The 14,494-nt window shown below is 49.7% G+C and carries 12 protein-coding genes; 7 read left to right on the top strand and 5 right to left on the bottom strand.

What is annotated here, in order from left to right; all coding sequences use genetic code 11:
- Nucleotides 1–121: 121 nt before the first annotated feature.
- The 3 genes from queA to ACESOH_RS05825 all read right to left on the bottom strand — a co-directional run bounded on the left by queA (nt 122) and on the right by ACESOH_RS05825 (nt 5,057).
- The gene (gene queA / locus ACESOH_RS05835) at nt 122–1,213 is read right to left on the bottom strand and encodes a tRNA preQ1(34) S-adenosylmethionine ribosyltransferase-isomerase QueA (RefSeq protein ID WP_373100306.1); all 1,092 of its coding nucleotides are present in this window, start codon (nt 1,211–1,213) and stop codon (nt 122–124) included.
- Nucleotides 1,214–1,440: 227 nt separating this feature from the next.
- The gene (trhP, locus tag ACESOH_RS05830; protein ID WP_373100304.1) at nt 1,441–2,817 is read right to left on the bottom strand and encodes a prephenate-dependent tRNA uridine(34) hydroxylase TrhP; all 1,377 of its coding nucleotides are present in this window, start codon (nt 2,815–2,817) and stop codon (nt 1,441–1,443) included.
- A 143-nt stretch (nt 2,818–2,960) separates the two neighbouring features.
- Entirely contained in the window at nt 2,961–5,057 is a 2,097-nt protein-coding gene (locus tag ACESOH_RS05825) for a hypothetical protein (RefSeq protein WP_373100302.1), read from the bottom strand.
- A 232-nt stretch (nt 5,058–5,289) separates the two neighbouring features.
- On the opposite strand from ACESOH_RS05825, the gene metF reads away from it, so the two are divergent.
- From metF to ACESOH_RS05810, 3 genes are all read left to right on the top strand, one after another.
- On the top strand, nt 5,290–6,174 hold the full coding sequence (gene metF / locus ACESOH_RS05820; RefSeq protein ID WP_032092903.1) for a methylenetetrahydrofolate reductase: 885 nt from the start codon (nt 5,290–5,292) through the stop codon (nt 6,172–6,174).
- Nucleotides 6,175–6,506: 332 nt separating this feature from the next.
- The gene (gene glnK / locus ACESOH_RS05815) at nt 6,507–6,845 is read left to right on the top strand and encodes a P-II family nitrogen regulator (RefSeq protein WP_032092902.1); all 339 of its coding nucleotides are present in this window, start codon (nt 6,507–6,509) and stop codon (nt 6,843–6,845) included.
- Between the two features lie 21 nt (nt 6,846–6,866).
- Entirely contained in the window at nt 6,867–8,165 is a 1,299-nt protein-coding gene (locus tag ACESOH_RS05810; RefSeq protein ID WP_373100301.1) for an ammonium transporter, read from the top strand.
- Nucleotides 8,166–8,297: 132 nt separating this feature from the next.
- On the opposite strand, the gene znuB is transcribed toward ACESOH_RS05810, so the two are convergent.
- Nucleotides 8,298–9,083 carry a zinc ABC transporter permease subunit ZnuB gene (znuB, locus tag ACESOH_RS05805; protein WP_032092900.1) on the bottom strand — a complete coding sequence of 262 codons (786 nt, stop codon included), beginning with the start codon at nt 9,081–9,083 and terminating at the stop codon, nt 8,298–8,300.
- Nucleotides 9,080–9,889, bottom strand: coding sequence for a zinc ABC transporter ATP-binding protein ZnuC (znuC, locus tag ACESOH_RS05800; RefSeq protein WP_032092899.1), 810 nt, complete (start codon nt 9,887–9,889; stop codon nt 9,080–9,082). Before znuC ends, znuB begins: the two co-directional genes overlap by 4 nt.
- Nucleotides 9,890–10,085: 196 nt before the next feature.
- Here znuC and mepM point away from each other — a divergent pair, with 196 nt between their 5' ends.
- The 4 genes from mepM to ACESOH_RS05780 all read left to right on the top strand — a co-directional run bounded on the left by mepM (nt 10,086) and on the right by ACESOH_RS05780 (nt 14,471).
- Nucleotides 10,086–11,642 (top strand): murein DD-endopeptidase MepM, encoded by a 1,557-nt coding sequence (gene mepM, locus ACESOH_RS05795; protein ID WP_373100300.1) that lies wholly within the window; start codon nt 10,086–10,088, stop codon nt 11,640–11,642.
- Between the two features lie 162 nt (nt 11,643–11,804).
- On the top strand, nt 11,805–12,758 hold the full coding sequence (locus tag ACESOH_RS05790; RefSeq protein ID WP_032092897.1) for an ABC transporter permease: 954 nt from the start codon (nt 11,805–11,807) through the stop codon (nt 12,756–12,758).
- Nucleotides 12,751–13,716: an iron chelate uptake ABC transporter family permease subunit gene (locus tag ACESOH_RS05785; protein ID WP_373100299.1), complete on the top strand. Its 966-nt coding sequence runs from the start codon at nt 12,751–12,753 to the stop codon at nt 13,714–13,716. Before ACESOH_RS05790 ends, ACESOH_RS05785 begins: the two co-directional genes overlap by 8 nt.
- A complete protein-coding gene (locus tag ACESOH_RS05780) occupies nt 13,707–14,471 on the top strand; it encodes an iron ABC transporter ATP-binding protein (protein WP_373100297.1) in 765 nt (254 codons plus the stop codon). The genes ACESOH_RS05785 and ACESOH_RS05780 overlap by 10 nt, the downstream gene beginning before the upstream one ends.
- Nucleotides 14,472–14,494: the final 23 nt, after the last annotated feature.

Genomic DNA, 14,494 nt, shown 5'->3' with positions numbered 1-14,494 from the left:
ATTATTTTTTCCTTTTCGAATAAACAGTTCGAGGGGTTTTGGTTTTATATCGGCTTGTTGTGAACCGGTTTTCTTTTGTGCAAACAAAAAACAGTATGCTGAGCAGATTCGCCTGAAAACGTTAATCCAGCCCCGTTACATGCTCATTTTTGCTGATAAACATCGCATCGCCGTAACTGAAAAAACGATAGCGATTTTCCACCGCACTTTGATAGGCCGTCATAATATGTTTGTAACCGGCAAAGGCGGAAACCAGCATGATCAGGGTGCTTTCCGGCAAATGGAAATTGGTGATTAAACCGTCCACCACGCGGAATTTTTTACCGGGATAAATAAAAATCGAGGTGTCGGAAAAATAGGGTTCGAGCAGTTGCGCGCCGCCGTGCCGTTCGGCGGCTAATGCGGCGCTTTCGACCGAACGCACGGAAGTGGTTCCGACCGCGATCACCCGCTTGCCGTTGCGTTTGGTCGCCAAAATGGCGTCCACCACATCCTGCGGGACTTGCGCATATTCGGCGTGCATAATGTGATCTTCGATATTGTCCACCCGTACCGGCTGGAAGGTGCCGGCACCGACGTGCAGGGTGACGAAGGCGAAATTGACGCCTTTTTCCTTCAGCTGCGCTAATAGTTGATCGTCAAAATGCAACCCGGCGGTGGGCGCGGCAACGGCGCCGGGAACTTTGTTGTACACCGTTTGGTAGCGCTCTTTATCCGCCTCTTCATCGGGGCGGTCAATATAAGGCGGCAGCGGCATATGGCCGATTTGTTGCAGCAGATCCAAAAGTGCGGTGTTTTTTTCGACGATTTCCAGTTCGAATAACGCGCCCTGACGCGCAATCATCGTGGCGGCGATGTCGTTGCCGGCGCCTAATTTATCTTCGCCCAGCAATAATAACGCGCCTTCTTTCGGTGCTTTGGACGCGCGCACATGAGCCAGAAAACGGTTTTCCGTCAGAATCCGTTCCACCAGCACTTCCACTTTGCCGCCGCTGGCTTTGCGGCCGAACATGCGGGCGGGAATCACGCGGGTGTTGTTAAAAATCAGCAGATCGCCGGGCTGAATCAACTTAACGATATCGGTAAAAGTGCGGTGAAAAATCTGCCCGTTTTCGCCGTTCAGCTGCATTAACCGGCTGGCGCTGCGATCGGGATTCGGGTAACGGGCGATCAATTCGTCGGGTAAATCAAAATAAAAATCGGAAACACGCATTATAAAAATTCTTTATTTTGTGATGAAAAAAGTCGAATGGCGTAGTCTATTGCGAATTGTCGGCAAGTACAAGCAAAAATCGCGCTTTCGTTTTTGGCGCATAAAAAAAGCCCTTTCAAGCAGAAAGGGCGAATATATTTGGAGTCATACTTTTTAGGGTACGGCTTGAATTATACACATAATTTTTACATTTGCAACATTTTTTTAACAAAAATATTGCAGTTGACTCAACGTTGTGCGGCGTGCGGATTTCGGGTGTCGGTACCGACCAGATTGCGCATCAGCAGCGCATACTGTAAATCAATATCCGCCGGCACATCTAAAAACACAAAGTGTCCGTCGCCGGGCGCAGTTTCGACCGCTTCGCCTTTGCGGTTAAGCAGGCGTTTGATGGTGAAGACGATATTGCCCTGCGGGGTCATTAATTCCACCTCGTCGCCGAGTAAAAATTTGTTTTTTACCGCCACTTCCGCCATGCCGTTTTGGCGCACGCCGGTAAATTCGCCGACAAACTGCTGACGTTCGGAAATGGAATAACCGTACTCGTAATTCTGATATTCGTCGTGGGTATGCCGGCGCAGAAAACCTTCCGTATAACCGCGGTGCGCAAGGCTTTCCAGCGTATCCATCAGGCTGCGGTCAAAGGGGTTGCCCGCCGCCGCATCGTCAATGGCTTTGCGGTATACCTGCGCGGTTCTGGCGCAATAATAGAAGGATTTGGTGCGCCCTTCGATTTTCAGCGAATGCACGCCCAGTTTGGTTAATTGTTCCACATGCTGCACGGCGCGCAGATCCTTGGAGTTCATAATATAGGTGCCGTGTTCGTCTTCAAAGGCGGACATTTTTTCTTCCGGGCGCTGACTTTCCGCCAGCAGGAACACTTTATCGGTGGGCGCGCCTTCGCCCAGAGTCGGCGCCACATTTTTCACCGCAATCGCTTCAGCGGCGTTGACGATATTGCCGATATCATCTTCTTTGCCTTCCTCCACGGAATATTCCCAGCGGCAGGCATTAGTGCAGGTTCCCTGATTCGGATCGCGTTTATTGATATAACCGGACAGCAGACAGCGTCCGGAATAGGCCATACATAATGCGCCGTGCACGAAGATTTCGATTTCGATATCCGGCACCTGACGGCGGATTTCGGCGATTTCGTCCAGCGAAAGCTCGCGCGAGAGAATCACGCGGGTCAGCCCCAGCTGGTGCCAGAATTTGACCGTCGCCCAGTTCACCGCATTGGCCTGCACAGACAGATGAATATCCATGTGCGGGAAATGTTCGCGCACCAGCATAATTAAACCCGGATCGGACATGATCAGCGCATCCGGATTCATGTCGATTACCGGCTGTAAGTCTTTGATAAAGGTTTTTAATTTGGAATTGTGCGGGGCGATATTGACCACCACATAGAATTTTTTGCCTAAGGCATGAGCTTCATCAATCCCGATTTTTAAATTGGCGTGGTTAAATTCATTGTTGCGTACGCGCAGGCTGTAGCGCGGCTGGCCGGCATATACCGCATCCGCGCCGTAAGCAAAGGCGTAGCGCATATTTTTCAGCGAACCTGCCGGTGAAAGCAGTTCGGGCTTAAAAGGCGTTGTCATAGATTTCTCTTTGTGTCTGATTACAGGTCAGTAACCCGCCCGCGCGGGCAGGTCGTTTAAGGAAAGGCTATTGTAGGAGGATTTTCGCATTTGTAAAGAAAGTGCGGTGCAAATTTCGTTTTTTTTCACCGCACTTTGGCCGGCTAGTTCGCCGGCGGGGTTGGTAAATCGCTTTCTGCCGGTGCGTCATGCGCTTCTGGTTGCGGCATGGCTTGATCCTGCTCCTGCTCTATATCCTGTTCCAGCTGGGACAGCGGTTTACCGTTGACGAATTCGCCATTGGAGTTTTTCTCAAAACGGTACACATAGTCGGCGTTTTCCTGGATAAAATAAGCAGACAGCCGGCCGTCCGGATTAATGAGGTTGTTGAACCCTTGCCAGAAGCGGCTTTCTTTTTTCAGCTTGGCTTTAACCTGATTATCGTCGCTGAGCAGCACCGTCGGGATGCGCAGTGTCAGAACGGTATCGGTCTGCTCCAGACGTTGACTCATCAGCGCCGCCTGATTTTCCGCTTTATCATTATCATTTGTCGGCGGCGGGAAATTTAAACTCAGGGACGCCGTAATGTCGGCGCTGTCGGTCGCCGGCAGGGAATCCAGATTGGCGCTGAGATCCGCCTGTTCAATGGCGACACCCACCTTAAACAATTCCCCTTGCAGCTCGGATAGGGTTTTATCCGTTAAATTCGCGGCGCAGTAAGCGTCGATCAGATGCTGAGAGCAGACATAATACGGCAATAAACGATGAAAATCCGCCACCTTGGCCGGCAGATTCAGTTTAACCTTACTGAGTTGTAATCCATCCGGTTCGTTGCTGTATTTATCCAGCGTGCCGCTGAGTGTAATCGCATAATGCTGTTTTTCATCGGCGGGAGCTTCCGTATAGTTTAAGGTCAAGCCGTTAAAGCGCATATTATCCTGCCAAGACAGGCGATTGATGCGCAGTTTGAGGGCGGAGGTTTCGTTGAAACGATGGGCGAAATCGGTTAGTGCGGTTAAAAATGCCGGATTATCTTTTTCCAGTGGCTGGCTGGCTTTGTTGTCGGCGGTACGGTTAAATAAGGCAAACGCGCCTTTCAGCCAACTTAAACGGGCGGCTAAATCGGAATGGGAGACGTTGTTTTCCAGCTCTACGCCGTTTAGGCTCAGCGCCTGTTTGGCCGGCGGGGCGGCGTTCAGTTCGTCAAGCCGGAAGGTCAGATTAAATTCGGCGTTTTGTTTATCCTGATAATTGCCTTTAAAGGCCAGATTGGCATTTTTCAGCGCCAGAACGGTTTGCTGCCCTTGCGGTACATTCAGGCCCGCGATACTGACTTTGGCCTCCGATTGCTGATTATTAAACAGCAGATCCAATAACAGATTGATGGCTTTTGGATAATCAATGCTGTCTTTATTCGACGCATTCAGTATATTGGCGAACACCAGCTCATTCGGTATGCCGTTTTGCACGGTGGAAATCTGCACGCCGTTGAGGGCGATTTTATCCTCTTTGCGGTTTTTATCGGAAAGATAAACCGTTTCCCCGTTGATGGCGGTGGTCAGGTCGTAGGTGTCGGCGGAAACGGATTTGTTGATCGTATAATTAAGTTTGTTGAGCTGAATATGCGTGTTATCGCCGTCCAGCAAATAAATATCCGCGTTGTTCAGGCTGAGATCAAGGTCGGCCAAGTCATATTGACTGCGCCCGACGGGAATCAGGGTCAGATTGGTTTTCAGGCCGTTGATTTTTGAGTTAGCGTCATAATTAAATCCGCTGAGCCGGCTCTGAATTTCCATAAATTTGGTTTTGGCGGCGAAATTCAGATCGATTTCCAAGGTTTGCGAGCTATTGGCCAGATCACGGAATTGCGTTGCAATGCTGGATTGCAGATAATCGCCGATCACGGAAAACTTACTGCTGATCATGTTTTTATCGATAGTGATCTTCAGTTTTTTATTCAGCTCCCGCACCAGCGTTTGCGGCAGTTCGGATTCCGCGGTAACGGCAAAAGGCAGTGCGGTCAGTTTGGTGGTAATAATATCGGTTTTTTCCGCATCGGCGTCGGTAATGCTGAACATCAGTTCCCGGCTGAAAAAGTTAGCGTGTTGCTGGGTGACGTTCAGCGTCAGCTGATCACGCAAAGAGTAAGGAAAATTCTGTAAGACCTGATCGATTTTGTAATTGGTATAAAATTGTGCGCCGATCCCTAAGGCCACGGCAATGGCGGATAATGTCAATGTGACTTTGGCTTTTTTATTCATCTTATTCCTAAACCTGACAAGTTGAAATTGCCTTGAGTATAGCGAATTCACCAGATGACTACAAATAAGTTTATTATGAATTCCGTTCATAAAAATAATGAAATATTTGAAATTGACACATATTCGTTTTGTGTTTAAGTTTAATACCGAAATCCGTTATCATGCGTTATATGACGGGTTATTGAACATATATGGCCGGGTTGGAAATACGGCGGAACGGGAGTGAAAGACGATGAGCTATGCCAAAGAAATTGATACGCTGAACAATCATATAACCGATATCAACGGAAAAATTAATGTGTCCTTCGAGTTTTTTCCGCCCAAAAACGAGAAAATGGAACAGATCCTGTGGGATTCCATACAGCGCCTGAAAGTGCTGAAGCCGAAATTCGTATCCGTAACTTACGGCGCCAATTCCGGTGAGCGTGACCGCACCCATAGCGTAGTAAAACGGATTAAGCGGGAAACCGGGCTGGAAGCCGCGCCGCATCTGACCGGCATCGATGCCACGCCGGATGAGTTAAAACAAATCGCGCAGGATTATTGGGACAGCGGGATTCGCCGCATTGTGGCGCTGCGTGGTGACGAGCCGCCCGGCTATGACAAAAAGCCGTTTTATGCGGCGGATTTGGTCGCCTTGCTGCGTTCCGTCGCCGATTTTGATATTTCGGTGGCGGCTTATCCGGAAGTGCATCCGGAAGCCAAATCGGCGCAGGCGGATTTAATTAATCTGAAACGCAAAATTGACGCCGGCGCCAACCATGTGATTACCCAGTTCTTTTTCGATGTGGACAGCTATTTGCGCTTTCGGGATCGTTGCGCATCCGTCGGTATTGATGCGGAAATCGTGCCGGGCATTTTGCCGGTGACCAATTTCAAACAATTGCAGAAAATGGCCGCGCTTACCAATGTGAAACTGCCCGGCTGGCTGGCAAAAATGTATGATGGGCTGGATAATGATCAAACCACCCGCAATCTGGTTGCCGCCAGTGTCGCCATGGATATGGTGCGCGTTCTGTCACGCGAAGGAGTGAAGGATTTTCATTTTTATACCTTAAACCGCAGCGAATTAACCTATGCCATTTGCCACACCTTAGGCGTTCGCCCGACGGCATAACGCAAAAAATTATCGGATTTTGCACCGCACTTTTATGTCTCTAAAGTGCGGTGTTTTTTTATGTATTTTTTCAGATCGCCGCCCGTCGCTTAAGTTGCGCGCCATATCTCGTCATGGTATTCATGATTTGGTTTATTATTTAATAAAATCTCTTTATTATTGGTTTTTGTTTTATTTTTATCTTAATTTAATAAATATTTTTTATATAAATTGATGTTTACTTAGATTTTTATTAATGTTATTTTATTTTTCGGCAGTGTTTGATGCACGGCCGGTTCGGCAACCGGGGCTGAACGGTGGCGTAACGGTAATCAACTTAAGAGGAGCGAATCATGAAATTAATCACGGCGATTATTAAACCCTTCCGCCTCGATGAGGTACGCGATGCGTTATCCGATATCGGGATTCAGGGCATCACAGTGACGGAGGTCAACGGTTTCGGCAGACAAAAAGGGCATACGGAATTGTACCGCGGTGCCGAATATCAGGTGGATTTTTTACCGAAAGTCAAAATAGATATTGCCTTAAGCGATGAGCGTGTCGATGAGGTGGTGGACGCCATTTGTAATGCGGCGAGAACGGGGCATATCGGTGACGGAAAAATTTTTATCAAGCCGCTGGAGCGAGTGGTGCGCATTCGTACCGGTGAACTTGATGACGACGCGATTTAACAGTGAGATGGCAGGTGGTTTATGAAAAAATATTGTTTACTCGGATTATCGGCCGGTTTATCGCCGGCCACCTTTGCGCAGCTGACCGACTGGATTCGGCCGGTTGCGGAGTTACAGGCGGGCGATACGGCTTGGGTTGCGGTATGCGCCATTTTGGTGTTATTTATGACCATTCCCGGTTTAGCGTTATTTTACGGCGGTATGGTGCGCAAGAAAAATGTGCTGGCGACCATGGTGCAGAGTTTTGCGGTATGTTGCTTACTTTCCCTGTTATGGATGGGCGTCGGCTATAGTCTGGCGTTTACCCCCGGCGACGGGTTTCTAGGCGGGAGCGAACGTTTGTTTTTAAACGGGCTGAATGTGTTTACCGAGCAACAAATGCTGACGGTGTATCCCGGCGCGCCGACGATTCCGGAATCGGTCTTTATGGTGTTCCAAATGGCGTTTGCGATTATTGCCGGTGCGATTATCACCGGCGCCTTGGCCGAACGGATGAAATTTTCCGCCTTATTGTGTTTTGTCGGGCTTTGGTCGCTGCTGATTTATGTGCCGACCGCCCATTGGGTGTGGGCGTTGGACGGCTGGCTGGCAAATGATGGCGTGCTGGATTACGCCGGCGGCACGGTGATTCATATTAATGCCGGGGTTGCCGGGCTGGTGGCGGCGATTATGCTGGGAAAACGTGTCGGTTACGGGCGCGAAGTCATCACACCGCATAACTTGGTATTGACGTTAATCGGTACGGCGATGCTATGGATCGGCTGGTTCGGTTTTAACGCCGGTTCTGCGCTGGCGGCGGACGGCCGAGCGGGCATGGCGCTGGCAACTACGCAGATCGCCGCGGCGGCAGGCGCGTTAAGCTGGATTTTGATCGAAACCTTATGCCGGCATAAACCTTCGGCATTGGGGCTGGTTTCCGGCGCAGTGGCGGGATTAGTCGGCATTACGCCGGCCGCGGGATTCGTGTCGGTACAAAGCGCGCTGTTTATCGGCGCAATAACCGGCGCCGTATGTTTTGTGGGGGTAACGAAGCTGAAATATTGGTGTGGCTATGACGACAGTCTGGATGCCTTCGGCATTCACGGCATCGGCGGTATCGTCGGCGCAGTATTAACCGGCATATTTGTTTCAAGCGAGATTACCGGTGCGGAAACTACCGTCTGGATTCAGCTGAAAAGCGTGCTGATCACCGTGGTATTCAGCGCTGTCGGCAGCGTTATGTTGCTGAAGATCATTGATAAGTTCATCGGTCTGCGCGTGGATCATGATGCGGAGCGGCAGGGGCTGGATTTGGTGCTGCACGGCGAACGGGTGGAATAACCGATATTGATACGGTTTGCCCTGTGTTGTTGAATGGATAGGCGTGTGTTCGCACGCCTGTGGCAGAATAAAAAACCGTGCGAAAAATCACCGCACTTTAGCGCTGCAAGGCGTCTGAAGTGCGGTGGTTTTTTAATTGATTTCTTTCTTAAATAAGGACAGCAGAAATAAGAAGGTTGAACAGATCACCACAGAAGGGCCGGCGGCGGTGTCGTAGCAGGCGGACAGGGTTAAACCCAGCGAAACGGATAACATGCTGATCAGGATGCCGATACACACCATGGTTTCCGGAGTGCGGGCAAAACGCCGGGCGGTTGCGGCGGGAATAATCAACAGCGAGGTGATGATCAGGGCGCCGACAAATTTCATGCTGAGTGCGATGGTTAAGGCGGTCAGCATCATGAGAATGAAGCGCATCCGGCGGATATTAATGCCTTCTACCTGTGCCAGTTCGGGGCTGACGGTGGTGGACAGCAGCGGTTTCCAGCAATAAAACAGCGTCACCATCACGAAAAGGGCGCCGCCGCCGATAAAATATAAGTCATCGTAATTAATCGCCAGCAGATCGCCGAACAAATAAGCCATCAGATCAACGCGCACATTGTGCAGTAATCCCACCGTGACCACGCCGAGCGAAAGGCAGCTGTGGGCGATAATGCCCAGCAGCGTATCGACGGAAAACTGGGTATTGCTTTCCAGCCAGACCATGAATCCGGCAATCAGCAACGTGAGCACGACAATCGCCAGATACGGATTGATGTGCAGAAAAATTCCCAGCGCCACGCCGAGCAGCGCGGAATGTGCCAGCGTATCGCCGAAATACGCCATTTTGCGCCACACCACAAACGCGCCGAGCGGGGCGGTAATTAATGACAGCAACATCCCGGTCAGCCAGGCGGGAAGCAGAATATCGATCATGAGTTATCCTTGTTTTCAAACCGGTGGGCGCATTGCTGCGAATGAAAATAACGATTGCAGCAGACATCGCCGTGGATGTTGTGTTTATGATTATGGTGATGAGTATAAAAGGCGATATTTTTTGATAACTGATCACCGAAAAAATGAATAAAGGTCGGATCGTTGGATACGCTTTCCGGGGTTCCGGCGCAGCAGACATGCTGGTTAATGCACAGCACTTCATTGGTATCCGCCATCACGATGTGCAGATCATGGGAAACCATCAGCACCGCGCAATTCAGGGTCTGCCGGGTTTGATGAATCAGCTGGTAAAGCTCCGCCTGACCGTTAATATCCACGCCCTGAGTGGGTTCGTCCAGCACCAAAAGGTGCGGTCGGTTTAAAATCGCGCGTGCCAGCAAGACCCGCTGCATTTCACCGCCGGATAGCTTCTGCATGCTGTTATGCACTAATTCGCCGATCGACAAAAGCGCCAGTGTTTCGCGGATAGCGGTGTTGCTGATCCCTTTTTTCAGGGACAGGAATTTTTCCACCGTGATCGGCAGGCTGTGATCGAGATGAATTTTCTGCGGCACATAGCCGATCCGCACGTTGCGGTGATAAATGACGCTGCCGGAGGTGGGCGGCAGCAGTTTCAGCAGCACTTTCAGCAAGGTGGATTTACCGCCGCCGTTGGGGCCGACGATGGTGATCACCGAGTTGGGATAAATGGTTAAATTGATGTTCTGTAAAGCGGTTTTCTGTTCGAAACGAACATTGATATGCTTTAACTCAATAAGAGGATGTGTCACGGAACGAACCTGCATTGTCGCTGTATTCAAGTGCTAAATAATCGGCTTAAAATAGCTTATTTTCCCGTTTTTAACAAGCTGAAGTTGAATTATGTTTATAATTTATCCGGTTAATGTTTTTTTTCAATTCGGGGCTGAATTTTTTGCCTTATCGTTGGTCTGAATAGCATGCAAAGTTCTCATGAAGTGGTCATCAAAGGAAAAACAGAGAGTGCGGCACGTTAAGTTGGCAAGGGACAGACGAAAAAGAAAATCGCGGATTAAAGCAGCGATTTTCTTTTTGGCTATTCTCTCTATTCTGGCGGGGATGCTGCTGAGCCTGAAAGAGACGGCGGAAACCAAGCTGGAAACCGTGGTTGCCGGCGATGAGAGCCAATATCAGCCTTTAAATGAAACCGCACCGCCGCCGGAGCCTGTCGCACCGCAATTCGTCGATGTTAACGCACTTGCCGACTCGCCGCCGACGCAAACCGACGCCGTGTCGATGGCGCTGAATGCCGCTATGAACGCGGCGCTGTTACACCGTCCGGGGCAGCAGAGCCCGTTGCCGCCGCCGGCAGAAGACGCCACTTCCTATGATGACGATTTACAGGGACATGACGACGAAGTGGATCAGGTTGATCTGGATGAAGATGACGGCATGTCGCAATTACCGCAGGACGCGCAAAGCGTGCTGAATGATTTGCTGGATGTGGCGGATCAGGCGCTGCGGATCAAAAATCAGTTCAGCCATACGGTTGTCCGCGGTGATACGCTGAAAGATGTGCTGGAACAGTCCGGTCTGGAGGATGATACCAGCAAGGAATTGATCGCCGCCTATCCTGAGTTGAAAAAACTGCGGGCCGGGCAGCAGTTTTACTGGATTTTAAACCGCGATAATGAACTGGAATATTTGAACTGGCTGGTCTCGGAAAAAGAAGAACGTATTTACGAACGGCAGGAAAACGGAAAATTTAAGCGCCAGATTCTGGAAAAGAAAAGCATCTGGAAAAAAGAAACCCTGAGAGGCCAGATCACCGGCTCATTTGCCGCCAGCCTGCGGCGCTTGGGGCTGGACGGTAAACAAATCAGTCAGTTAGTGACCGCACTGCAATGGCAAATCAGCATGAACCGACTGAAAAAGGACGATAAATTTGCCGTGCTGGTTTCGCGTGAATATCTGGATAATAAGCTGACCGGGCAGGGGAATGTGGAAGCCATTCATATTATCTCCGGCGGAAAAAGCTATTATGCCATTCAGGCCGGCAACGGGCGCTATTATAACCGTCAGGGGGAAACCTTAGGCAAAGGTTTTGCCCGTTATCCGATGCAGCGTCAGGCGCGGGTTTCATCGCCGTTTAATCCCGCCCGCCGCCATCCGGTCACCGGCCGCGTACGCCCGCATAACGGGGTGGATTTTGCCATGTCGATCGGCACGCCGGTTATTGCGCCGGCAGACGGCCGGGTGGAAAAAGTGGCCTATCAGGCCAGCGGCGCGGGGCGTTATATCGTTATCCGCCATGGTCGTGAATATCAGACCGTTTATATGCATTTAAGCAAACCGTTGGTGAAAGCCGGCCAAACGGTGAAACGCGGCGAACGGATTGCCTTGTCGGGGAATACCGGGCGTTCCACCGGCCCGCATCTGCATTACGAATTTCATATTAACGGGCGACCGGTCAATCCGTTAACCGTTAAACTGCCGGGTACCAGCAGCGAAATGTCAACTGCCGAACGTCGTCAGTTCCTGCTGCGCGCCAAAGAGGCCGAGCGGCAGTTAAAAATGTAACGCAATACCCATTTTCTCCTGGTAGTAAGCAAAAGTGCGGTGGAAAAATTCAACGTTTTCCGCTGCATTTTTTATGCTTGTTATTGCGCCTGAAATAAGGCATGATATTATGCTCATTTACTCATAATAATTATTCTCATTTTTAATTTTATATGACATTTTATGATTAAACGCCGTTATCTGTTTATCTTATTATTGTTGCTTTCCGTGGTTTCTCTTTTTCTCGGTGTGAGTACGGTGAATCTGCAGGGATTGCTGCATTTGGATCCGATGCAATGGCAGATTTTTTTAATCAGCCGCATCCCGCGCCTGATCAGCATTCTTATCGCCGGTGCGGCGCTGAGTATCTGCGGTTTGGTGATGCAGCAGCTCAGTCGCAACCGGTTTGTGTCGCCGACCACGGCAGGGACGATGGACAGCGCGCGTTTAGGCATTCTGATCGCGATATTGCTGTTTCCCGCCGCATCCATGCTGTTGAAAACGGCGATTGCCATTGTGGTGTCGTTTATCGGCACGCTGCTGTTTATGACCATTTTATCCCGCCTGAAATTTAAGGATACGATCTTTGTGCCGCTGGTCGGCATTATGTTCGGCAATATTATCAGCTCGATTACCGCGTTTATCGCCTATCAGCAGGATTTGCTGCAAAATCTGTCCGGCTGGCTACAGGGCGATTTTTCTCTGGTGATGTCAGGGCGCTATGAAATACTGTATTTCAGCATTCCCGCTTTGCTGATCGCCTACCTGTTTGCCAACCGCTTTTCCATTGTCGGCATGGGGCAGGATTTCGCCACCAATCTCGGCTTGAACTATCAGCAGGTTTTATATCTGGGGCTGGCCATTGTGGCGACGGTATCGTCCATTGTGATCGTATCGGTGGGTGTAATTCCGTTTTTGGGGCTGATTATTCCGAATATCGTTACCCTGTATCTGGGCGATAATCTGAAAAAAATATTGTCGCATACCGCATTGCTGGGGGCAGTGTTCGTGCTGTTGTGTGATATTTTGGGGCGTGCGGTGATTTATCCGTACGAAATTTCCATTAATGCGATGGTCGGAGTGTTCGGCAGCGGCATTTTCCTGTATTTATTGTTGAAACGGTATCGCCATGGCTAAACACACCGCATCTTTCCGCCAATTAATCCTATTGGGCGCCTTAGCCATACTGGCGGTGGCGTTATATTTGTTTTACAACTTACCCAATCGCTGGGAATATGCCCTGCACAGCCGTGCACTGGCGGTTGCGGCGATTGTGGTGACCGGCATGTCCGTTGCGCTGGCGACCATGATCTTTATGACCGTCGCCAATAACCGGATTCTTACCCCGACGATTCTGGGGCTGGATAATCTGTATCTGCTGATTCAGACCGGCATTATTTTTATCTTTGGTTCCGGCACGCTGATGGCCATTGATTCCGTGCTGCTATTTGTGCTGTGTACCGGCGTAATGGTGCTGTTTTCGCTGCTGTTGTATCATTTTCTGTTTAAAAAAGAACAGCAAAATATCTTTTTCCTGCTGCTGGTAGGGATTATTTTCGGCACCTTTTTTCAAAGTCTGACCACCTTTATGGAAGTGCTGATCGACCCGAATGAATTTCAGATCGCGCAGGATATCGGCTTTGCCAGTTTTAACCGCATCAATACCAATATTTTATGGCTTGCGCTGGCTATTCTGATCCTCGCCATTATTTATGCCGTCCGCTATCTGCCTTATTTTGACGTGCTGTCTTTAGGCCGGGATCAGGCGATTAACCTCGGCGTGGATTACCATCGCATCGCAAAACGCTTGCTGATTCTGGTGGCGATTCTGACCTCGGTTTCCACCGCACTGGTCGGCCCGCTGACCTTTCTCGGTCTGCTGGTGATGAATGTGACCTTTGAATTTGTCCGCACTTACCGCCATTCGGTGCTGATCCCGGCGGCGATGCTGATTGCGGTGATTACGCTGGTATTCGGTCAGCTGCTGGTTTCTCAGGTGTTCAGCTTTAATACCACTCTGAGTATTATTGTGAATTTTGTCGGCGGTGTTTATTTTATCTACCTGTTATTACGAGTGAATAAAAAATGGCAATAGAAATCAGGAATATTAATAAAAGCTACGCGAATAAAAAGGTGGTGGACAACGTGTCGCTGACCATTCCGCAGGGAAAAATCACCTCCTTTATCGGGCCGAACGGTGCGGGCAAAAGCACGCTGCTGTCGATTATCAGCCGCTTGCTTAATCCCGACAGCGGCGAAATTTATCTGAACGGTAAACGATTGAACGAACAGAAGAGTGCGGATATCGCCAAGCAACTGTCGATCTTAAAACAATCCAATCATATTAATCTGCGTCTGACGGTGGAAGAGCTGGTCGGCTTCGGGCGTTTTCCGTACAGCAAAGGAAACTTAACCGAAAACGACCGCACTTTTATCGACAATGCCATCGGCTATATGGATCTGCAACCGCTGCGTCAGCGCTATATCGATAAACTCAGCGGCGGTCAGCTGCAGCGCGCCTATATTGCCATGACGCTGGCACAGGATACGGATTATATTCTGCTGGACGAACCGCTGAATAATCTGGATATGAAACATTCGGTGCAGATCATGCAGGTGCTGCGCAAGCTGACAACCGAACTGAATAAAACAGTAGTGATTGTGATTCATGATATTAATTTTGCTTCCTGCTATTCCGATTACATCATTGCCATGAAAGAAGGCCGGTTGGTACAGCAGGGCGAAGTGAACCGTATTATGCAGGAGCCGGTATTACAGGCGATTTATGATATGCCGATCCCGATTCAGGAGATCAACCGGCATAAAATCGCCGTTTATTTCAGAAATTAATCACAACACAACAGGAGTAATCG

This window comes from Necropsobacter rosorum, from assembly GCF_964241405.1.
Lineage (GTDB): Bacteria > Pseudomonadota > Gammaproteobacteria > Enterobacterales > Pasteurellaceae > Necropsobacter > Necropsobacter rosorum.
This window is presented reverse-complemented; position numbering and strand designations above follow the sequence as displayed.